Source organism: Acinetobacter sp. BWR-L5 (assembly GCF_039655985.1).
In the GTDB taxonomy this organism is placed as follows: Bacteria; Pseudomonadota; Gammaproteobacteria; order Pseudomonadales; family Moraxellaceae; genus Acinetobacter; species Acinetobacter johnsonii.
In genome coordinates this window covers 207,604-228,560 of record NZ_JAGFEV010000004.1, presented here as the reverse complement: position 1 = coordinate 228,560, position 20,957 = coordinate 207,604, and the positions used below count along the sequence as shown (strand labels likewise).

The window sequence follows — 20,957 nt, the reverse complement described above, 5'->3', positions numbered from 1 at the left end:
CCTATACTGTAGAAAATATAAATATAGAGTGAAATATGGAACAGATTGATTGGGCAGATTTTTTAAAAGTCGAGCTTCGAGTCGGGCGAATTATTCAGGCCGAAGTGTTTGAGCAAGCACGTAAGCCCGCTTATATTTTACATGTCGACTTTGGTCATGACATTGGCATTAAGAAATCGAGTGCGCAGATTACTGAGCGTTATCAACCTGAACTGATATTGGGTAAATTAGTTGTGGCAGTGGTTAACTTTCCAAACAAACAAATTGGTCCTATCCAGTCTGAGTGCTTAGTGACTGGCTTTCATGATTCAGACGCAGGCGTGGTACTGTGTGTGCCTGATACAGATGTTCCAGTAGGTACCAAGCTACTATAATTGAAAAAGAAAAACCCAAGCTCAGCTTGGGTTTTTCTTTGGAACAGTCTGATCTAACAATAGCAACTATCGACGAGACTTAAACGATACATCGACTTTACGTGGACGATAGATCCAGCCCAAGATCAGTAAAAAGACTGAAAAACCTAAAATTGGCCAGTCACTTAAACGGGTATATAGCGTTTGACCTTGCATAGCAGGCAGTTCGCCGCGAAGCACGGTTGCCACATCTTGTGGGGCACGTTTTACGATATGCCCTTGATGGTCAATAAACGCCGTCACGCCTGTATTAGTGGCACGGATAAACCAGCGTCCATTTTCTTTGGCACGCATTTGAACCATCTGTAAATGCTGTAAAGGGCCTGCGGTTCCTGTAAACCATGCATCGTTGGAAACTGTCACCAAGAAATCACTTTGGCTGGCATTACGACGCGTCAAGTTCGGATAAGCCACTTCATAGCAAATGGCTGCGCCTAAATGCTGCTGATGAATAGAAAGCGGTTGTTGCTGTTGTTCACCACGCGAAAAACCACTCATCGAGGGATCATTCTGCATGGCTGGCAAGACCCATTTCAGTAAACCAGATAGTGGAATATATTCACCAAAAGGCACTAAACGTTGCTTTTTATAGAGTCCTTCGGCTTCAGCACCATTGGCTATAATACTGTTGTAGTACAGTGGTCGACCTGCTGTTTCAGAGCCTGAAATATCCCAGTATGGAATACCCGTGACCCACGCCGTGTTGGTTTTCTTGGCCTGTGCCGTCATTGCAGCTAAAAAGGGTTCGATATCACTTTGGAACATCGGAATAGAGGATTCAGGCCAAACAATGAGGTCTCGTCCCCATTCTGTTTTGGTTAAATCAGCATAGATTCCAAGTGTTTTTAGTTGATACTCAGTGAGCCATTTTAAGTCTTGTGGGATATTGCCCTGAATTAAAGAAACCGATAATGGTGGTGTATTTTTTGCGGAGACGAATTCAATTTTTGATGCGCCCCATGCACCAAGTACCAATAAGGCAGAAGGAATGACCCAAAAGACGCGGCGGTTTAAAATTTCGACCAGTGCGCAGGCCAACACCAAGACTACAAACGACACCCCGAAGATACCAAATAATGGCGCATAACCATCCAGTAAACGTTCGGTAAAGGCATAGCCTGCAAACAGCCACGGGAAGCCTGTGAAAACCCACGTTTTCGCCCATTCAAAAAGCACCCAAAGCGGAGCGAAGGTTAGTGGCGTTTCAGGGAAAAAACGGCGGTAAATAAAGCTTTGAACAGCCGTGAATAAGCCCATAACCAAGGCCATAATGCCGATCATGCCCACACTTAAGGCACTATTGGTATCGCCATAGACATGGATGGAAGTGTAGAGCCAAAAAGCCCCCACGAACCATAGGCCAAAACCATAGGCCCAACCAATACCAAAGGCCTGCTTTGCACTGCGCCTGCGTAAAGTGGCATAGAGCAGTGCAGGGGATAAGATTGCCAACCACCAATAATAATAAGGGGCGAGTGCAAAACTAAAGACAGCCCCTGAAAATAAGGCAATTAGAAGCGGATAAATTAAAGGTAACTGTTTTTGTTGTGGATTGGGGGTTAACAGTTTGTCAAAGTAAGCTCTCATTTACGAACGGCTCGAATCAGATGAATAGAACGTGCATCTGCTTCTACAATGGTAAATTCCCAATTTTCAAGATCAATCACCTGACCTTGTAAATCACTCACTAAACCAATTTCTTGAAGCAATAAACCGCCCACAGTTTCAACCTCATCATCAGAAAAGTCTGCATCTAAAAGATTGTTAAAGTGTTCGATTGGTGTAAGTGCTTGAACCAGCCACGTATTTGCGGTCGTTGGGTCATTGTCGGGAATAATATATTCCGCTTCTTCATCGATCTTGTCGTGTTCATCTTCAATTTCACCGACGATCTCTTCCAAAATATCTTCTAACGTCACTAAACCTGAGGTTGTGCCATATTCATCAATTACTACTGCAATATGCGTTTGGGTGTTTTTCAACATGCGAAGCACTTGGTCTGAGCGTGCGCTTTCAGGGACATATAAAGGTTGGCGCATCAGCGCACGTATATCCACTTTATTGTTTGGTTCAGTCAAAAAAGGCAATAAGTCTTTGGCCAATAAAATGCCCACGACATTGTCTGGTTGATCTGATGAAAAGACAGGGAAACGTGAATGTGCCGACTCAACCAGAGTATGCAAAATGTCGAGTAACTCATCATCTTCTTGTAGGCTAATCATTGATGTACGCGGTGTCATGACCTCGCGGACTTTGGTTGCTGGAAGGTCTAATACGCCTTCTAACATCGCAACAGTATCGGGTTCTAAAAAACGACGTGAATCTTGAACTAACTTTAACAGTTCATCGCGAGTTTCTGGCGCGGTACCTAACCATTTGCGTAAGCCACGCATTCCCCACGACGGGCCTGATTCCTCGTGCATGATCTTTCCTAAAGACGCTTAATATCTAAAAAACTTAATTTTATCATACCGTAGAAAACACAGTTGTCTATTGTAATTAAGCAAGGATTGCATGAATGATTAGATCAATACTTTTATACATGAGGTTCATCAACCATCAAACTATGCAAACAGATATGCGAAATGGGCAGTTGTGTTAAAATTGGCAAGTTTTTAAATTTTTGAGTTTATATATGTCTGATTTGGAAGTGAGCCCAAGCATCCAATTAAACACCCGTGGTTTACGCTGTCCAGAGCCTGTGATGATGTTGCATCAAGCCATTCGCAAGTCTAAATCGGGAGATGTAGTGGAGGTGTTTGCAACGGACAACTCCACCTCATGGGATATTCCGAAATTTTGTATGCATCTTGGGCATGAACTTTTGCTGCAAGAAGAGCGTTTAGACGAAAACGGTAATAAAGAATTTCATTATTTAGTTAAAAAGGGTTAGGACATTTGTCTTAGCCTTTTAAAATGAGCTTGAGTAAAGAAAAAGAAATCAAGTTCATCCAAGGAAATCAGAATGAAAAGAATAAATGTGTTCTTATGGGCTCATATTTTTGCATTATTTTGTTCAATTTCTTGGGCAAAATCTTGTGAAGTTCCTGTAGGCACGATGAATGTTGCAGGTTTAAAAATTGGACAGCATATTCGTGAATTTCAACAGCATCATCCCACTGCAAAAACGGTTATTTTAGGGGGTGATAATTATCAGTTTGAATTTGCACAAGGTATAGATACACAAATTAAAAAAGCTGGTGTGAGCTGGGTTCAGCATATTCGTTACGATCCGCATTCTAAAATGATTATTTCATACAGTCTAAGTTTTCTAGATGGGCCACTTGCGACGTATGAAACCGATTTAGATGTTTTTAAAAGCCGAGTATTAAAACGCTTTCAGGTGGCGCAAAACGGCTGGAAACAAGCTGAAAATAAATATGTCTATCAGTGTGATGATTATCGGATTGAAATTTATCAAGATCATGGGGTTGGGCATACTGCGATAGGGCCAACGGTGATGGTTTTTAGCAAAAAGTCAGATGCCTATTAATTAAAAAAATCCCTTCAGTGCTGAAGGGATTTTTTTAATCTAAAAAGCGATTACTTGCTCGGAAATGTACTTCAGCGCAACCCCGTTTTAACATTACATGTTCGGGTATGAGACACGGTTAGCAAAGCAACCGCTTTGCCGTGTCGTAAGGAATTACATATTCGGGTAATTCGGACCACCACCACCCTCAGGAGTTACCCAAGTAATGTTCTGAGATGGATCTTTAATATCACACGTTTTACAGTGTACACAGTTAGCCGCGTTAATTTGGAAACGCTTCGAACCATCATTCTCTTCCATAATTTCATAAACACCAGCAGGGCAGTAGCGCTGAGCTGGCTCGTCCCATTTTGGTAAGTTTACATTTACAGGAATAGAAGCATCAGTCAGTTTCAAGTGTGCTGGCTGATTTTCTTCATGCACCGTATTCGATACAAATACTGAAGATAAACGGTCAAAAGTCAACTTACCATCTGGTTTTGGATAGTTCGGTTTCACTGTTGCTGCATCTACAGTTTTCAGTGTACTGAAGTCAGGCACTAAGTCATGCAGTGTAAACGGAACCTTAAACACATTTTGGTCGATGAAGTTAAATGCACCACCACCGAACGTGCCAAATTTGTGCATTGCTGGACCAAAGTTGCGAGAACGATATAACTCTTCTTTTAACCAGCTGTTGTTGAACTTGTCTGTATAAGCGGTTAACTCTTTTGCAAAGAAGTCTTCACCTTCAAGCACACGTGCAATGGCAAGGTCACCACCTTTTTCAACGCCAGCTTGAATCGCTTCGAATACCGCTTCGCCACACAACATGCCCGATTTCATGGCCGTATGTGAGCCTTTAATTTTAGCGAAGTTTAGGAAGCCGGCATCATCACCAATTAAAGAGCCACCTGGGAAGGTAAACTTCGGCAGCGAGTTGAAACCACCTTTCACCACAGCACGTGCGCCATAAGAAATACGCTTACCACCTTCAAGATATTGCTTAATCAGTGGATGCGTTTTCCAGCGTTGCATTTCTGCAAATGGATACATGTGTGGGTTTTCATAAGATAAATCCACGATCATACCCAAAGTGACTTGGTTATTTTCAGCGTGATATAACCACCAACCACCAGAAGAACCGGTTTCAGCTAGAGGCCAACCTGCACCGTGCATCACCAAACCTGGCTTGTGTTTTGCGGGATCAATTTCCCACAGTTCTTTGATGCCGATACCATAGTGTTGAGGATCTGCATTTTTATCGAGATCAAACTTGGCAATCAGACGCTTACCTAAATGACCACGGCAGCCTTCCGCAAAAATCGTATATTTGGCATGTAGTTCATAGCCTGGGGTAAAGTTATGTGTTGGTTCACCATCTTTACCAATTCCCATATCCCCGGTTTGGATACCTTTAACCGTACCATCGGCATGATAAAGAATTTCAGATGCAGCAAAACCTGGGAAAATAGAAACTTCTAATTCTTCAGCTTTTTGACCTAACCAACGCACCACGTTACCGAGTGAAATCACATAGTTGCCATCATTATGCATGGTTTTAGGAACCATCCAGTGCGGCGCTTCTTGTGACTTTTCAGCAGACATTAAGAAATACGTTTTATCTTCAGTTACTGGAACATTTAAAGGCGCGCCTTCTTCTTTCCAGTTTGGGAACAACTCATTGATCGCACGCGGTTCGAGCACAGCACCTGAAAGGATATGCGCACCAACTTCAGAGCCTTTTTCTACGACACAAACGGACAGATCATTAAGGTTGTTTTCAATTGCAAGTTGACGAATTTTAATCGCAGCAGAAAGGCCTGCAGGGCCTGCGCCAACGATGACTACGTCAAACTCCATCGATTCACGTTCGATGTGTTCCATGTAGGACTCCTCATATGGTTAAAGGTGGCAACCGTTTTGACTCAAAGAACGGTGCTGCCATGAGTGTTCTTAGTTCCCAGACACAAAATTTATCATCGTGTCTTTTATATTGTGAGCTAGTATAGGTTTAAACCGAGTTCTAGCCAATTGGCTGAATCATATTATTTTTCCGTCAGACAGGCATGAATTTTATGGATAAGCAGCACAACTCAGCAAATCCGACGAAAAAAGTAGCTATTGCTGATAATAAAAACTTAACCGATATTGCACAATACATAAAAGATGGACAGTCCGGTCACAAAAGGTCAATCCCCCCTTTAGATCAATGGCACCCAAAGCATTGTGGTGCAATGGATTTGAAGGTTTTAGCCAATGGAGAATGGTGGCACGAAGGTCAATTGATCAAACGTCCAGCCATGATTGAGCTGTTTGCAACGGTACTTTGGAAAGAAGAAGATAAGTTTTATCTCAAAACTCCGGTCGAGCAGATTGAAATCGAGGTTGAAGATGAACCTTTATTTGTCAATCAGGTCGATCAAGTCGAAATCGCAGGAAAAATCTACCTACAACTGACGACGACCACACAGGATGTAGTGATCGTCGATGAAGACCATCCCATTTTTATGCGTACCTTCCAAGGGGAGCTACGCCCTTATGTACATGTTCGCTTTGGCATTAATGCACTGATTCAGCGTGCTGCTTTTTTTCATTTGGTGGAAATGGGTGAGCTAAGCGACGATGCGGAGGGCCAGGTCAAACTGAGCTTACAAAGTGGTGATTTGCTATTGCAATTAGGCACCTGAGGTTTAAGCTTGATTGATCTTTTAACTTTATACTGCAACGAGTTCTCATGAGTGCCATTCAGCCCTTATTTCCTCTGATCAACCCCATGCCAAAAGCGACAGCCGATGCGCCAATCGGGATATTTGATTCGGGGATAGGCGGCTTATCCATCGCTCAAGAAATTGCCAAGCATTTACCGCATGAACGATTTATTTATTTTGCCGATACAGCACATGTGCCTTATGGGCCGCGCGATGATCAAAATATTCGCGAATTGACTGCACAAGCGATTGAGTGGCTTTACCGCAAAGGCTGTAAGGTTGCAGTTGTGGCGTGTAATACCGCTTCAGCCTTTAGTTTGGATTATTTACGCGAGCACTATGGCGACAATTTCCCGATTATCGGCCTGGTTCCGGCCCTAAAACCTGCGGTATTGCAAAGCAAATCCAAAACCGTGGCCGTTCTAGCGACCCCTGCGACCTTTCGCGGGCAGCTGATTAAAGATGTGGTGGAAAAGTTTGCACAACCTTCGGGAGTCACGGTGATTCCAGTGACCTGCTTAGATTTAGTGCCTTTTGTTGAAAGCGGCGCACAGATGAGTGCGGCATGTTTAGCCACGTTAAAAGATATTTTACAACCGGTTGTTGATCAGGGTGCAGATTACTTAGTTTTAGGCTGTACCCATTACCCTTTTTTGAAAATAGCGATACAATCTATTTTTGGTCAGAAACTGACATTAATTGACTCTGGACTGGCAGTTGCACGACAAACAGCCCGTATTTTAATCAAAAATGAGTTATTATTTGAACAAAATCATGATGGTGATGTTCGAATTGAGTGTTATGTCAGTGGAAATAATGCAGAAAGTTTGAGACCTATCTTACAACTTTTGCTTGAACCAGAACTAAATTGGACTATTTCAAACATATATGATTAATTTTTAAACAAATAAGTCGAGTATTTTGATATATAGTCAAAAATTGCAACCTAATATGCTTGAGTTAGTCGCAGTGTCTATCTAATGGAATTTGGGGGATGGGATGCTGCGAAGAATAATGAGGATAACCGATGCTCGATAAGCGTTATCAAGTGTTTATAACCACTTCTGGAAGCGAGATGCAACCAGAGCGGATCATTTTGGCCCAAACTTTAGTGGGCATGGGATTTTTTTCTTGGGGATTAGAACAACGGACACCACTTTCAACGGCTTTTGCACGTCGTCAGATTGATGACTGTGACTATGTCATATTGTTGCTGGGCAGTAAATATGGTGAACAGTCCGTGTCAGGGGTGGGATATATGCACCTTGAATACATTTATGCGGTCACCAAACAAAAGCCGATTATTGTATTTATGCATGATGATCCTGATGCACGTGAGTTATGTTTACATGACGACAAAGCTGAGCTGCGTGAAAAATTCAAAGAGTTTCGGAAACTGCTGCAAAACGAAGTTGATCAGGTTTTCACTTATCGCACCATGCGTGACTTGGAAATGGCCGTTCGCTTGAATATGACGCAAATGCTAGAGCGCTATCCTGTGTCCGGTTGGGTACGTCCGCAGAATACTCAAGTCTTGCATGACGAAATAGATAAACTCAAAGCCAAACTGGTGCAACTTGAAACTGAAGCGGGTAAACGTGAAGTCGATCCATTTTTGTCTCTACCCAAAGTGGCTATGCATGAGTTTTTTGCATTTGATTATCGGATGCATGCCTATCAAGATGGCAATTTTAAAGAGCTGAAAATTCAAAAGCAGATGACTTGGGCGCAATTACTCTCGGTTTTGGGGACAACCTTTATTCACCCAACTCCTGAAGAGTATTTCTCTAAACGTATAAATGAGTATTTAAACGAAACTGGTTTGAATGATGCACGCCTAGAAATGCCGCGTGCCCATGCTGTTGCACGCTCGCAAATTAATATTCGTGCTTTGCACAGTATCAAAATGCAAATGCGTCAAAATGATTGGATTGTTCAGTCGGGTCGAGATGATCGTCAGCGCATGCTTTGGCAGTTGACCCCGAAGGCGACTAAACTTTTGGAGAGTAATTTATTGGAAAAGGATCGGCCTTTTCAATTTCAATCTTCGTAGTTATCCATTTAGAGAATGAACTGAAAACTGTTACAGTAAGACATTCGAAAACGAGCCACGAGGGCTGAATGTCTACTGCAACAAAAGCAAAAGTTACTGTTATTTTGGCAAATTTGGGAACGCCTGATGCACCGACGGCTTCAGCAGTGCGTCGCTTTTTGGATCAGTTTTTGTCAGACCAGCGGGTGATTGAAATTCCCAAACCGCTTTGGCAAATTATTCTCCGTTTATTTATTTTGCCATTTCGCCCGAAACGCGTTGCCCATGCTTATGCCATGGTGTGGGGCAGCGATTCTCCAATGCGAGAAATTTTACTGACTCAAGTGGCTGCGTTACAACAACAGTTGATTTTGCAATACCCTGAGTTTGAGCTGAATATCGTCCCTGCGATGACCTATGGTAATCCCGGCATTCAGCCTTTGCTTGCTGAGTTGAGTCAAAACCCGCAAGATCATATTGTCCTTTTTCCTTTATTTCCGCAGTACTCTGCGACATCCAGCGCGCCTTTATATGATGCTTTCGCGAAGTGGATTCCAAAGCAGCGTAATTTGCCGGGGCTGAGCATTATTCGTGATTATTATCAGCACCCTTTATACATTCAGGCTTTGGCGCAAAGTGTGCGTGATTTCCGTGCTGAACATGGGGGGACTGAAAAGCTGTTAATGTCTTTCCATGGTATTCCACAGCCTTATGCCGATAAAGGTGATCCCTATGCCGACCGTTGCCGTATCACAGGACAGTTGGTGGCAGCCGAATTAGGACTGGCAGAGAATGAATGGGCAATCAGTTTCCAGTCCCGTTTTGGCAAACAAGAGTGGGTGAAACCGTATACCGATGTATTACTGGCCGAATGGGCGGCGCAGGGGGTGAAATCGGTACAAATTATGAGTCCGGCGTTTTCAGCGGATTGCTTAGAAACTTTAGAGGAACTGGCGATCCAGAATGCTGAATTGTTTTTGTCTCAAGGTGGAGAGCGGTATCAATATATTCCAGCCTTGAACAGCCGTGGAGATCATTTGCAATTGCTCAATACACTGGTTCAGGCTAATCTTGATGCCTTAAAGCAGACATTAGCCAGCAAAACGAATTGAGGTTGACACTCTATGTTGCAAGTTAAAATTGTGCCTGTAACGGCATTTCAGCAGAACTGTTCCATTGTTTGGGACAGTGACAGTAAAGAAGCAATTTTAATTGATGCAGGTGGAGAGCCTGAGAAACTTAAAGCAGAAATTGAAGCGTTGGGTTTGACAGTAAAAGCACTGTGGTTGACGCACGGGCATTTAGATCATGCTGGAGCCGTGGGAGCATTAAAAAAACTGTGGGATGTCCCTGTGATTGGCCCGCATAAAGAAGATGCCTTTTGGTTGGATATGATCCAAGAAGTCTCGCAGCGTTATGGTTTTCCTATTCCTGAAAAAGTGGATGTCACGACATGGCTTGAAGGCGGTGAAGTCCTTAAACTGGGCAATGAAGCGTTTGAAGTACGTTTTGCCCCTGGACATACCCCGGGTCATGTGATGTTTTATAACAAAAACTATGGTCTGCTTTGGACCGGCGACGTGTTGTTTAAAGGCTCCATTGGTCGTACCGACTTCCCGCGTGGCAATCATCAGCAGCTGATTGACTCTATTCAGCGTGAATGCTTTAGCTTACCCGATGAGACGCAGTTCATTTCAGGACATGGTCCAATCAGTACCATTGGTTTTGAAAAACAACATAACCCTTTTGTGGCAGGAAAAGCAGGCTAAATGCTTTGAGGTCTCATTAAAAAATAAAAAAGTCAGCAGCTGCTGACTTTTTTATTTGCGAAATGGATTATTCAAAATGTGTTGGGTTTCGAGAGCCAACACGATGGAGAATAAGGCCACTAATAGTCCAACCGAGAGGATCAACAGATCTTGCATATAGATGCCAAAACTGAATAGACAGATCGCAAGTAAAACGCCAATTAAAACAATAGTCTTACTCAGGATGTTCATCTTATCCCCCTTTAGGATGTTATTTTTGTGACTTGATCATGCTGTGAGCATGTACCAATTTTTGGGGGAGTATAGTCGACGAATGATCCTTTTAAGCGAATATTAAGATATTAAATAATGAACAATTTCTCTTAAAATATGAAAAATATCATGAAATTAAACATTTTATTCTTCTGAGTTTTCTGCTTGCGGTGCATCTTGCGTTGGGAGGCGATATTCATCATTGGCCCATGCACCTAAGTCGATCAGTTTGCAGCGTTCAGAACAAAAAGGACGAAAGGCGTTGTCTTCCCATTGACTCATTTCTCCACAACGGGGACAAGGGAAAGTGTGTGGCATGATCGACTCCAGATAAAATTTTCGGATTGAAATAGGCAAAAACGTTGGCAGTTGTTAGACTGATGCGGTTTTTTCTTAGTTTGATCTGATTATGCCGATTCGTCAATTTCAAGCCCAGCGTATGCATGCGCCTCGTGATTTTCAAATGATCAGTCCTGATCCACTGTGTGTGGAAATTGGGGCGGGCAAGGGTAAACATGCTTTATTGTTTACGGCCAATCATCCTGAGAAAAAGCTGATTGCGGTTGAACGTACCCGTGAAAAGTTTGTGGCGATGCAGAAACAACATGGCTTAGAAGGTCAGCAGAATTTACAGCTGGTACATGCCGATGCCTTGCCGTGGGTGGTACATGCCTTGCAGCCGCAGCAGGTTGAACAGTTTTTTATTCTTTATCCCAACCCTGAACCGCATAATCCTGCACAGCGCTGGTTGAATATGCCATTTTTTGAGTTTCTGATTTCACGTTTACAAGTGGGCGGACAAATTACTTTAGCCAGCAATATTCCAGAATATATTGAAGAAGCACAGCAACAGTTGATTGAGGTGTGGAAGTTACCGTTTGTGAAAGAGCGCATTGTAGATAGCTCAGCGCGCACGCATTTTGAAATTAAATATTTAGAACGAGGCGAGCTCTGCCAACAGTTAATCATCACCAAACCTGAAGGTTATCGCACGCGTTTTGACGCGTTTCAGGCTTTGCAAGGTCAGAACCCGCAGGCGCAAGCTTCGGATCAAGCTGAATAAATCATGCCAAAGCGTATTGCAATTATTGGGGCGGGCCCAGCCGGTTTGATGGCAGCAGAAGTGTTGAGCCAATATGATGTTCAGGTCGATGTGTATGAACAAAAACCATCTGCTGCACGTAAGTTCCTGATGGCGGGTAAAACAGGACTAAATATCTCTCATGCTGAACCTGTGGAGCAGTTTATAGGTCGTTATGATCAAGCAGAATGGTTGGCACCTTGGATTCGTAAGTGGGATGCCAACTGGATTCAGGCATGGATGAAAAGTTTAGGCATTGTGTCCTATGTCGGAACGTCTGGTCGTATTTTCCCGATTGAAATGAAAGCCGCGCCTTTATTGCGTGCATGGTTGAAACGCTTGGTTGAGTCAGGCGTCAAGTTTTACTATCGTCATCAATGCCTCAGCCTCAAAGAACATACACTTGAAATCAAGTCTTTGCTTAGCGATCAAGTGCACAGCCAGAACTATGATGCGATCGTCTTGGCTTGCGGAGCAGTGTCATGGTCTCAGCTCGGTAGTGATGGCGCATGGCAAAACTGGTTGGAGGCCGATGAAATTGAGCCTTTTCAAGCCAGCAATGCTGGGGTAGAACATCAATGGTCTACCTATATGCAACCCGTCTTTGGGCAGCCACTGAAACGTATCACAGCATGGGTGGGCGATGCGGAAAAAAGTATGGGCGATATCGTCATCACCCATTATGGCCTAGAAAGTGGTTTGGTCTATAAGCAAGGTCGAGCGCTGCGTGCGCAGCAAAAACAACTCCAACCTTTAGCGTTAACGCTTGATTTACTGCCTGATGTCACGGTTCAAGAATTGGCTGTGCGTTTGAAACCCACAAAAAAACAGTCTTTAAGTAATATTTGGCGTAAAGCAGGTTTAGATGCAGCCAAGGCAAGTTTAGTGCGAGAGTTGGTTGCAAAAGATCACTGGAATCACCCTGAACAATTGGCTCAGCAGGTGAAGCAATTACAGGTTCCTTTAACTGGTTTTCGTCCGATTGAAGAAGCCATTAGTTGTGCTGGCGGTGTGCGCCGTGAAGGCCTAAGCTCGCAGCTACAATTAAAATCCAATCCTGCCGTTTTTTTATGTGGGGAAATGTTGGACTGGGATGCACCCACAGGGGGCTATTTACTCACTGCATGTTTTGCAACCGGACGTGCCGCAGGTGAGGGCGTGATGCAGTATTTGAATGTGGCAAAAAATTCGCCATAAGCGATGCAACTGAAAATCAGCTGTGCTAATTTGAATAAAAAATTCAAGGAGCATCATGATGTCGGATCTTCAGCAGTATGTGGGCAGCTGCCTATGCGGTGCAGTGACTTATCAAATTGATGGGCCGATTGGCGATATTATTCAATGCCATTGTCAAAAATGTCGCAAGGCCAATGGAACGGCATATGCAACCAATGCACCGATTGCTAAGGCGGATTTTAAACTGACCTCTGGTCAGGACGTTGTAAAAAAATATGCATCGAGTGCAGGCACAGAGCGCTGTTTCTGTGGCAACTGTGGTTCACCTCTTGTCAGTATTAAAGCTGAAACACCTGACTTTTACCGTTTGCGTATTGGAACTTTAGATACCCCGTTACAGCAAAAGCCGACGCAGCATATTTTTGTGGCATCTCAAGCCGAGTGGGACAACATTTGTGATGCATTACCACAATATGCTGAACGCCCATAATTAGAATAGATATAAGTAAAAGGGATCATCGGATCCCTTTTCTTTGTCTGCGATTGAGTTAGTAGCCTGTCGACATCGTATCTTGAGCTTTAGGATACTGCGACTGCCAGTGTTCAAGCTGCTCTTGAGCATGAATGAGCTCACCGAGGCCTTTCACGTTGTCATGTGGTGCTGCGGCTTTATCTTGGATGATTTTGGCTTGGTTATCCCAATATTGGTACATCAAAGTTTGAATGTAGCGCCCTTGTTCTGTTTTTAAATCCAGTGCCTTCAGCATATTCAGTGCAGACTGAATGTTGTCTTGTTTGCGTGTTTTTGCAAATTCATCCGTGAGCGTGCCTGCCTCACGCATTTTCATGAGTTCATCTTCCATTTCATCACTCATGCTACTAAAGCGCTGGTCATAGTCGACCAAGAGCGCAATATCGTGCGGATCATTGGCTGTTTTTGCAAAACTTTTGACAGGTTCTGAGCTGAGTTCTTGCAGAATTTTATCATCGCTTGAAAGCGTGTCTTGCTCAGCAGATTGATTGGCTTTGTTACAGCCTGTGAGGATTAAGCTGCCACCTAAAAGAAGCGGCAGTAGAACCTGTTTCAATGAAAGAGTATGTGGGTTCATATCGGTGTCCTATTATTCTGCTATTTTTTGAAAGTGATAGGCATAGGTGATGTAAGGAAAACTGATTTCGTCCTGTGGCTGTTTACCTGTGTACTGCAGCACAATTTGCTCAAACTGATGTTTTAAATCCTGCTGTTGCGCCTTAGGCATTGCGGCAATAAAGCTGGTCGAAAGGAGACGTTTTGAGACGACTTGTTCTACTGTACCTGTTTGCTGCTGTGCAAACTGATGCAGGCTTTTGAGTTGAAATAAGTGTTGATGTTCAAAGACTTTTTGCCACAATCCACTATGATAACGTGGAGTCCCTCCTTCTAATGGAGAGAGCCGTTCTGCCAGAGCATTGACCCAGTCGACTTGAGTATCGCGTTGGTTCCAGACCAAGCCCAAATGCCCTTGCGGTTTTAGGACACGGTGAATTTCCTTTAAACTGTCCAGATTGGCAAACCAGTGGAAGGCCTGCGCAGATAAAACTGCATCGATACTTTGCGATGGTAGGGGAAGATGGTCACTAAAGGCTTGTAATGTTTCGACCTGTGGATAGGCTAGTTTGAGTTGAGCTAACATTTCGGTAACAGGTTCGATGGCAGTGAGCTGTCCACTATGTGGAATCAGATAAGGCAGAAACTTTCCTGTACCCGAGGCAAGATCAATCACACGTGAATTTACGTTTAAATGCAGTTGCTCGGTGAGCCAAGCATGGATCTCTTGTGGATAACTTGGACGCACTTGTTGATAAAGTTCAGCAGCTGCGCTAAACCCGTGTTGTGCTGCAGGATGGAGTAATTGTGTCATATTTTGCGCTTTTTTATCTGCTCTGCATCTATAAAATAACACATTTGGTTCGATGAAATCGCTTATGCTGTATGGAACGAACATGACCTCACTTTATAGGAATGAAATCTCTCAGCATGGACATGGCGAAACAAATTATTTTTGAAGACGAACAGATTCGTGTCATTTTTTTACAGGGTTCATCGGACGAACTTATTTTCTCTTTTGGCGATCTGATTACTCGCGCCAAGGGAACGTCGATCAATGCAGAAAAGTCGCTAGCGAAGTTTGGCTTCAATGTGGTTGGCATTATGCCAAAACAAAAGTCATGGTTTCCAGAGTCTTCGATGTTGGCGATGTTAGAGGCAATTCGCGCTTGGATTGCCCCCTTTCAAACCCGCATTGCCTATGCAGGGTCAATGGGCGGCTATGCTGCGATTAAATATTCTAAACTGCTTGGTTTTAAGCGCGTAGTGGCTTTGGTGCCGCAGTATTCGATCGACCCTGAACAGGTGGCGGATAACCGCTATAACATGTTCTATCAGCCTGAGCTGAACCATGATATGCAGGTTCAGCCGAAGGATGTCTCGGCAGAGTGTGAATACATTGTTATTTATGACCCTTACTGCCCTGAAGACCGTGCGCATTATGAAAAATTACAAACGGTCGTGCCGAATCTGAGAACGTTGAACTTGCCTTTTACAGGGCATGATGCGATTGCGGTTTTGGCCAGTTCAGATTTGTTGCACGATTTCTTACGTCATGAGTTTGATGCGCCGTATTTTTATAAAAAAATTCGTGAAGTGAAAAAGAACAGTAAGTTTTACTATCGTAAAGTGATCGAAAACTTGTTGCCGCGTCATCGCTTTTCTTTAGGACGAATTCTGAAAAATAATGAGCTTGAGTTAGATGGTCAATTTTTTGATGCCAAGCTAAAACAAAGCATTATCCGCGAGTTACTCAGCAATCGACAAGTGAGCCAGACCGATCTGCTGAAACTGGGTATTCAGGTCAACTTGCCGCAAGAAAATAGCTGTCAGTTGATGGATAGTTTTGGACATGGTTTGGTGTTCAATATGATCAGTCAAAAGATTGAAAGCTATGCACCAGATGCCATTGCGCTGAATCATAAGTTTCTGCTGCCGATTTTTGCCAAGGGTAATGGACTAGTACACATTTACTATAACGATATGCGCTATACCATCGTCATGAATGACAGACAGATCATGAAGTTGGTGCATGAACAAGCCGAATTGGGCGCTGGAATGCATCCATTGTTAATGAAAAAATACAGTGATTATTATCTGATTAGTTATAAGCAGTTTAACTTTAGCTGTGATGAATATGGTGGCTTTGATTTGGTCGAAGATATTCCAGAAACAGCGCAGTTTTTGGTGTCAAGCGATGCTGAGTCAGATGTGTTTATGTGATTTATTCATATAGGGCTTTGGTCTAAGGCCAAGCGCTTGTTTTCCGTCCTATTTGCTTTAATATGAAAGTATTGTTTATCTTTTAAACAATACGGATAAAGATCAAATAGGGTGGAAGCAATGCAAAGACATTGGTCGGCTGTATTTATAACATTACTGTTTATTTCAACATCACAAAGCGTACAGGCACAAAGTTTAGACCCAGCTTATCTGACATTCGGTGGTGGCCTGATTCTCTTACTGATCCTGACGTTTTATGTGATTAAACAAATCAGTATTTCTATTCGTATTCATCGTAATAAGCCCGTTAAATAGCAGGCTTTTTTTCTGTATGTGGCGGATATTTTTAGGTGGTCAAGACAGTGTTTACATTGAAAAAAGGGGCTGAGTTAGTTTAAATAAGCGCTCTATCATTATGCAGAACAATTGGACGTGAGCAATGAAAGCCGTATTTTTAGATTATGCATCCTTAGATAAAAATGATTTGGACTTTCAAGCACTGCATGCTGTTTTTGATGAACTGATCCTTTACCCAAGTACCGATGCTGAGACACTTGTCGCCCGTGTACAAGATGCAGATGTGATTATTAGCAACAAAGTAATGGTGGATGCCGATACCCTAAAACAATGCTCTCAGTTAAAGTTGATTTTAATCTCTGCCACTGGCACCAATAACATCGATTTGCAGCAAGCCAAAGCGCAAGGTGTTGTGGTGTGTAATTGTCAGGGTTATGGCACGGCAGCGGTGGCACAGCACACTTTGATGTTGATGCTTAACCTTGCAACCTCATGCTTGCAATATGACCGTGCGGTGCAGCAGGGCGAATGGAATAGAGCTTCTCAGTTTTGTCTATTAGACTACCCAATTATCGAACTTTCCGGCAAGACATTGGGCATTTTAGGTTATGGCGAATTGGGGCAGGCAGTGGCTAAACTCGCTGAAGCATTTGGCATGCGGGTTTTAGTGGGCAATTTGCCAAACCGTCCACATGCTGACTCAACACGAGTGGGCTTTGATGACTTGCTGGCGCAATCGGATTTTGTCAGTCTGCATTGTCCATTAACCGATGACACACGTGACCTGATCGATGCTCAAGCTTTCGCAAAAATGAAAAAAAGTGCCTTTTTAATTAATTGTGCACGGGGTGGAATTGTGAATGAAGCTGCCTTGGCAGACGCATTAAAACAGGGTGAAATTGCAGGCGCAGCAACTGATGTACTAACCGTTGAGCCACCTAAAGAGGGCAATGTTTTATTGGAGGTTGGTCTGCCGAATTTAATCATTACACCACACAGTGCGTGGGGCAGTGTCGATGCACGTCAACGCATGGTGCAGCAGTTAGTGGAAAATGCTCAAGCTTTTCAAGCAGGGCAGCCAATCCGTCGGGTGAATTAAAGCAAATAATGACAACGAAAAAGCCCGTCAGATGACGGGCTTTTGCTATTAAAGCTTAGTCACTTTAATTTCTTCTTCTGCTTGGGCTGGTGTAAAGGAAGATGGTGCTTGGGTAATCGTGGGTTCATTCACTGTTTGGGGGGTGACAGGCTGTGGAGATGAGGCTGACGGTGTTTGAACCGCAGGAGCATCTACGGGTGCTGATGACGGTTGACTTAAACTACCTTGGTAAATGGGGGCGGGTTGATCCGTTTGACCAGTAATCACTTGCTTGGTTTCATGCAGCTTTTTATTCACATTTTGGGTAACTTGCTGTCCTGTTTCTTTGGCTTGTTCTGCGGTGTTGTTGGTGATGGTTTTTGCACTGTCTAAGGCTTGGTGTGCAGAAGGGCGAATTTTTTGGATGCCTTTTTCTGTTGCTGTCCCGACTTTTTCCGCCGTGTTAATCACACCTTCTTGAGTTTTATAAGCCCAGACATGAAAGATATTGGGGTTTTTACCATAAGGTGTAATTGGCTTTTGTGCTTGCTGAGTGGTGGTTTCTGTTTGTGCCCATACACCTGCTGTTGTCATTAAAAGAGCGCAGAAGAGTGTTGTTTTCATCATGTTCATAGAGCAGTGTACCTCTTGGGCTATCGTGCATAAATCAGCGTTTTAGCATAAAGCCTCTTTGTGTGAATTTCATGTGCTTGGTTGTAAACAAGCTTAGTTTGCAAACGTATATAGCTAAAAAAAAGAGCCCAGCATGTGGGCTCTCTCAACTCTGGAGGAGTTTAACTTTCTACTTCGCGCCAACAGCAGCATCGGTCGATGAACCGACTTTGGCTTTAGCAACAGGTGTATCTAGTTCCACTTGGGCTTGCCCATTTACGTCAGCACGTTTAGGTTGACCACTGACAGCCTGCTTAGTTTCCTGCCATTTTTGTTTGGTCGCTTGTTGGCCTTGTTTCGCTTTATCCGCTATATAGTGACCACTTTTTTTGGTGTTATGCTCAACAGAGTGTTTAACGTCACCAGCCTTATCTTTTACGACAGCAGATTTTTCAGCTGAAAATTCTTTGGTGTCTTGCCATTTTTCTTTGCTGAATGCTTTGGTTTTGTCGACACCATGCTCAACCGTTTCACCTGTCGCATGCGCGGCATGTTTGACATCATGTTTTAAGTTTTGCAATACGCTTGGCTGCGAGGTTTGAACTTGAACATTGGCCGATGTATTGGCTGTGGTATTTGCAAATAGGGAAGTGGAAGCTAAAAGTGCAGTGGTTAAAGCCGAAGCGGTGAGTGTCTTTGTTAAAACTTTCATCTTTGATTTTCTACCTCTTATGACAGAACCCGATGAGGAGTTCAGAACAGCAGTCATCATAGACAGAAATGAGCTCAAAAATAGCGTTTGATATGAAAGTCGCACAATGCGGCAACAGCGCATGAACAATGGGCTGAAAATTGTGTCGTTCAGTTAATTCATTAGAATTATGTAAGTTTATGCGTGGTCGTTGTTTTAAATGTAAAGAATATGGAGAGTGGTATCAGAGTAAAGGACACGAAGCGAAAGGCATTTGAGAGAAAGTCATCACTGATATTGCACCAGTGATGACGATTTGCTTAGTTACATTGAGCTAAGGCTTCTTTTGCAAAGTGATTACGTAGTGCGAGGAAGTTTTTCTGTACTTCTGCATCGTGTAATTCAAATTTGGTTGCTGTGCTGGTGCCATCGAGTGCAAAGGTTGCTGAGCCACCTGTGATGAGGGTGTAGTCACGGAACGCCCACTGTTCTACGACTTTGCCTGCTTTGAGGTTGCCAGTAAATTCGATGACGCATTTGTCTTCAAATTTGGTCAGTTTTGCTTTGTTATTGGTTGTGTCTGGATAAACTTCAATATCTTGGACTTCTTGTAATACCCCCGCTGTCAACTGTGGAATCGTTGGTTGAGATGTACATGCTGTAATAGAAAGGGCAGCAAAAGTAGCGAAAAGTACAGTTTTTAATTTCATAAGGTTCGTTCTTGTTGCGAGTTGTTAGGTTGAGTATAGGGAAATGAGATAGGGTTGGCTATAAATTTTAATGACATCACTATTTTACTGTTTACTAAAATATGAGCGATTTTGATATTAAAGAATTAGAAAAAGTTACTTCTATTTTTCTTTGTGTTTTCTGAAATAGATTAAATGATGAATGAATTACATAATTAAAAGCGCTTATAAGCATTCGGCATAAGAAGACACTGAATATAGTATCTTCTTATGCTTGAAGAACCTTTTTAGGCTTATTGTTCAACTACAAAAAGTAGACCTTCAAAGGTTTTGCCTTTCTTATCTTTTAATACACCAATACAGATATCCTCTGGCGCCTCGACAAAGCTTAAGTTCAGTCCATCTTTGTTATTTTGGCAAGTTTTTTGTTTCGATTCACTGAAAACACTTAAGTTTAATTGATGTTGAGCATCTAAAATAAATGCTTTAGCTAAAGCATTGAAAGCCTGATCTGCTTTTTGATTAAAGAGTGCATTGTTGCTGCTATCCCATTCACTTAAAGGAACACTGGTTTTACTCATATAACTATAAAAACGTTTTGCCGATGATTGGTTGCTTGCGGAATTCTTAAATTCCGTTTTCAAACCAAAATTAACAGAAACTAGAGGTGTTTCTTTAAATGAGATACGTGCATATGGAACAACTTTAATTTCTGAGACTTGGTTGATCGCAAGAATTTTGAGAGAAGGATCAACAGTATGTTCCGCTTGAGCTTGATTGATTTTAGCATTTGTTAAATCATCAAATTTAATTGCTTGTTTTAAGCTACTTTTAGAAATAGCAGAAGCATTTGTATTTTTCTCTATTGCTGTCGCAATACCCATACCAATTAAACCAAATGCACTTGCCGCAGGATTAGACGTAGCCTTACTTGCATCTCCAACGGTGATTTGGCTATCACTAATAAAATAATCTCCAGCGCCTGACTCTGTCATGGCAGATATTTGTTCTGAAGATACGGAAATGGTTGTGTTCTGTCCATGGACTGGATATTTGATTGATTTTGTAGTGGTACACCCTGTGATTACGAATGTAGTTGCGAGTAAAGAAAATAAGATGTGGTATTTCATATAAATTAACTATGCTGGATTTTAAAGTATAAAGTTTATAACTAGCTATTTTTTAAATAGTTATAGTATTGAATAGTAGAAGGAAGGAGGTTTCATTGCAACTTATTGTTAATGGTTCTTATTAATTATTTTTAAAGTAAGCTCATTAAAAAGTAGGCCTTAAAGCAAATCTTTTATTTCAACAATTCAGATTAGTGCTGCAACATTGAAATATCGGAAACACCAGTAAAACAAATCCCGCAAT

Annotated in this window: 25 protein-coding genes; 14 read left to right on the top strand and 11 right to left on the bottom strand. The window is 42.6% G+C overall.

Features of this window, described 5'->3' with window-relative positions; translation table 11 throughout:
• The first annotated feature begins 35 nt into the window (after positions 1–35).
• Positions 36–374 carry a tRNA-binding protein gene (locus tag JZ787_RS08995; protein WP_346312154.1) on the top strand — a complete coding sequence of 113 codons (339 nt, stop codon included), beginning with the start codon at positions 36–38 and terminating at the stop codon, positions 372–374.
• A 66-nt stretch (positions 375–440) separates the two neighbouring features.
• Here JZ787_RS08995 and lnt read toward each other — a convergent pair whose 3' ends face one another.
• Both lnt and JZ787_RS08985 read right to left on the bottom strand, forming a co-directional pair.
• Entirely contained in the window at positions 441–2,000 is a 1,560-nt protein-coding gene (gene lnt / locus JZ787_RS08990; RefSeq protein ID WP_346312153.1) for an apolipoprotein N-acyltransferase, read from the bottom strand.
• Entirely contained in the window at positions 1,997–2,836 is an 840-nt protein-coding gene (locus JZ787_RS08985; RefSeq protein WP_004978829.1) for a CBS domain-containing protein, read from the bottom strand. Before JZ787_RS08985 ends, lnt begins: the two co-directional genes overlap by 4 nt.
• A gap of 212 nt (positions 2,837–3,048) precedes the next feature.
• On the opposite strand from JZ787_RS08985, the gene tusA reads away from it, so the two are divergent.
• Together tusA and JZ787_RS08975 are read left to right on the top strand one after the other, a co-directional pair.
• Complete coding sequence (gene tusA / locus JZ787_RS08980; protein WP_004692640.1) at positions 3,049–3,306, top strand: sulfurtransferase TusA; 258 nt, start codon at positions 3,049–3,051, stop codon at positions 3,304–3,306.
• Positions 3,307–3,378: 72 nt separating this feature from the next.
• A complete protein-coding gene (locus tag JZ787_RS08975) occupies positions 3,379–3,906 on the top strand; it encodes a hypothetical protein (RefSeq protein WP_218288774.1) in 528 nt (175 codons plus the stop codon).
• A gap of 153 nt (positions 3,907–4,059) precedes the next feature.
• Here JZ787_RS08975 and JZ787_RS08970 read toward each other — a convergent pair whose 3' ends face one another.
• Positions 4,060–5,772 carry an electron transfer flavoprotein-ubiquinone oxidoreductase gene (locus JZ787_RS08970; protein WP_346312152.1) on the bottom strand — a complete coding sequence of 571 codons (1,713 nt, stop codon included), beginning with the start codon at positions 5,770–5,772 and terminating at the stop codon, positions 4,060–4,062.
• Positions 5,773–5,963: 191 nt separating this feature from the next.
• Between JZ787_RS08970 and JZ787_RS08965 the strand changes: the two genes are divergently transcribed.
• The 5 genes from JZ787_RS08965 to JZ787_RS08945 all read left to right on the top strand — a co-directional run bounded on the left by JZ787_RS08965 (position 5,964) and on the right by JZ787_RS08945 (position 10,397).
• Entirely contained in the window at positions 5,964–6,575 is a 612-nt protein-coding gene (locus JZ787_RS08965) for a DUF1285 domain-containing protein (protein ID WP_183174630.1), read from the top strand.
• Positions 6,576–6,622: 47 nt separating this feature from the next.
• Entirely contained in the window at positions 6,623–7,492 is an 870-nt protein-coding gene (murI, locus tag JZ787_RS08960; protein WP_224467591.1) for a glutamate racemase, read from the top strand.
• Between the two features lie 131 nt (positions 7,493–7,623).
• Positions 7,624–8,649 (top strand): DUF4062 domain-containing protein, encoded by a 1,026-nt coding sequence (locus tag JZ787_RS08955; protein ID WP_087011252.1) that lies wholly within the window; start codon positions 7,624–7,626, stop codon positions 8,647–8,649.
• 68 nt (positions 8,650–8,717) lie between these two features.
• Positions 8,718–9,740 (top strand): ferrochelatase, encoded by a 1,023-nt coding sequence (gene hemH / locus JZ787_RS08950; RefSeq protein WP_234950771.1) that lies wholly within the window; start codon positions 8,718–8,720, stop codon positions 9,738–9,740.
• Between the two features lie 12 nt (positions 9,741–9,752).
• A complete protein-coding gene (locus tag JZ787_RS08945) occupies positions 9,753–10,397 on the top strand; it encodes an MBL fold metallo-hydrolase (protein ID WP_004978841.1) in 645 nt (214 codons plus the stop codon).
• Between the two features lie 51 nt (positions 10,398–10,448).
• Here JZ787_RS08945 and JZ787_RS08940 read toward each other — a convergent pair whose 3' ends face one another.
• Both JZ787_RS08940 and JZ787_RS08935 read right to left on the bottom strand, forming a co-directional pair.
• Positions 10,449–10,628, bottom strand: a complete 180-nt coding sequence (locus JZ787_RS08940) for a hypothetical protein (RefSeq protein WP_184117806.1) — start codon at positions 10,626–10,628, stop codon at positions 10,449–10,451.
• Positions 10,629–10,793: 165 nt separating this feature from the next.
• Positions 10,794–10,967, bottom strand: a complete 174-nt coding sequence (locus tag JZ787_RS08935; protein WP_004692619.1) for a DNA gyrase inhibitor YacG — start codon at positions 10,965–10,967, stop codon at positions 10,794–10,796.
• 85 nt (positions 10,968–11,052) lie between these two features.
• On the opposite strand from JZ787_RS08935, the gene JZ787_RS08930 reads away from it, so the two are divergent.
• The 3 genes from JZ787_RS08930 to JZ787_RS08920 are packed head-to-tail and all read left to right on the top strand — an operon-like array spanning position 11,053 to position 13,396.
• Positions 11,053–11,712: an SAM-dependent methyltransferase gene (locus tag JZ787_RS08930; protein WP_346312214.1), complete on the top strand. Its 660-nt coding sequence runs from the start codon at positions 11,053–11,055 to the stop codon at positions 11,710–11,712.
• A 3-nt stretch (positions 11,713–11,715) separates the two neighbouring features.
• A complete protein-coding gene (locus JZ787_RS08925) occupies positions 11,716–12,927 on the top strand; it encodes a TIGR03862 family flavoprotein (protein ID WP_346312151.1) in 1,212 nt (403 codons plus the stop codon).
• A gap of 58 nt (positions 12,928–12,985) precedes the next feature.
• Positions 12,986–13,396 (top strand): GFA family protein, encoded by a 411-nt coding sequence (locus JZ787_RS08920; RefSeq protein WP_062035103.1) that lies wholly within the window; start codon positions 12,986–12,988, stop codon positions 13,394–13,396.
• A gap of 58 nt (positions 13,397–13,454) precedes the next feature.
• On the opposite strand, the gene JZ787_RS08915 is transcribed toward JZ787_RS08920, so the two are convergent.
• Together JZ787_RS08915 and JZ787_RS08910 are read right to left on the bottom strand one after the other, a co-directional pair.
• Entirely contained in the window at positions 13,455–14,015 is a 561-nt protein-coding gene (locus JZ787_RS08915) for a hypothetical protein (RefSeq protein WP_346312150.1), read from the bottom strand.
• A gap of 12 nt (positions 14,016–14,027) precedes the next feature.
• Positions 14,028–14,807 carry a class I SAM-dependent methyltransferase gene (locus tag JZ787_RS08910; RefSeq protein ID WP_346312149.1) on the bottom strand — a complete coding sequence of 260 codons (780 nt, stop codon included), beginning with the start codon at positions 14,805–14,807 and terminating at the stop codon, positions 14,028–14,030.
• A 122-nt stretch (positions 14,808–14,929) separates the two neighbouring features.
• Between JZ787_RS08910 and JZ787_RS08905 the strand changes: the two genes are divergently transcribed.
• The 3 genes from JZ787_RS08905 to JZ787_RS08895 all read left to right on the top strand — a co-directional run bounded on the left by JZ787_RS08905 (position 14,930) and on the right by JZ787_RS08895 (position 17,612).
• A complete protein-coding gene (locus JZ787_RS08905) occupies positions 14,930–16,216 on the top strand; it encodes a hypothetical protein (RefSeq protein ID WP_234950767.1) in 1,287 nt (428 codons plus the stop codon).
• A gap of 120 nt (positions 16,217–16,336) precedes the next feature.
• Positions 16,337–16,531 (top strand): hypothetical protein, encoded by a 195-nt coding sequence (locus JZ787_RS08900; protein ID WP_159152981.1) that lies wholly within the window; start codon positions 16,337–16,339, stop codon positions 16,529–16,531.
• Positions 16,532–16,655: 124 nt separating this feature from the next.
• Entirely contained in the window at positions 16,656–17,612 is a 957-nt protein-coding gene (locus JZ787_RS08895; RefSeq protein ID WP_346312148.1) for a 2-hydroxyacid dehydrogenase, read from the top strand.
• Positions 17,613–17,660: 48 nt separating this feature from the next.
• On the opposite strand, the gene JZ787_RS08890 is transcribed toward JZ787_RS08895, so the two are convergent.
• The 4 genes from JZ787_RS08890 to JZ787_RS08875 all read right to left on the bottom strand — a co-directional run bounded on the left by JZ787_RS08890 (position 17,661) and on the right by JZ787_RS08875 (position 20,713).
• On the bottom strand, positions 17,661–18,224 hold the full coding sequence (locus JZ787_RS08890; RefSeq protein WP_159152983.1) for a hypothetical protein: 564 nt from the start codon (positions 18,222–18,224) through the stop codon (positions 17,661–17,663).
• A gap of 169 nt (positions 18,225–18,393) precedes the next feature.
• Positions 18,394–18,915, bottom strand: coding sequence for a hypothetical protein (locus JZ787_RS08885; RefSeq protein WP_159152984.1), 522 nt, complete (start codon positions 18,913–18,915; stop codon positions 18,394–18,396).
• A 299-nt stretch (positions 18,916–19,214) separates the two neighbouring features.
• Positions 19,215–19,604, bottom strand: coding sequence for a hypothetical protein (locus tag JZ787_RS08880; RefSeq protein ID WP_004978867.1), 390 nt, complete (start codon positions 19,602–19,604; stop codon positions 19,215–19,217).
• Positions 19,605–19,876: 272 nt separating this feature from the next.
• On the bottom strand, positions 19,877–20,713 hold the full coding sequence (locus JZ787_RS08875; RefSeq protein WP_168158030.1) for a hypothetical protein: 837 nt from the start codon (positions 20,711–20,713) through the stop codon (positions 19,877–19,879).
• Between the last annotated feature and the right edge of the window lie 244 nt (positions 20,714–20,957).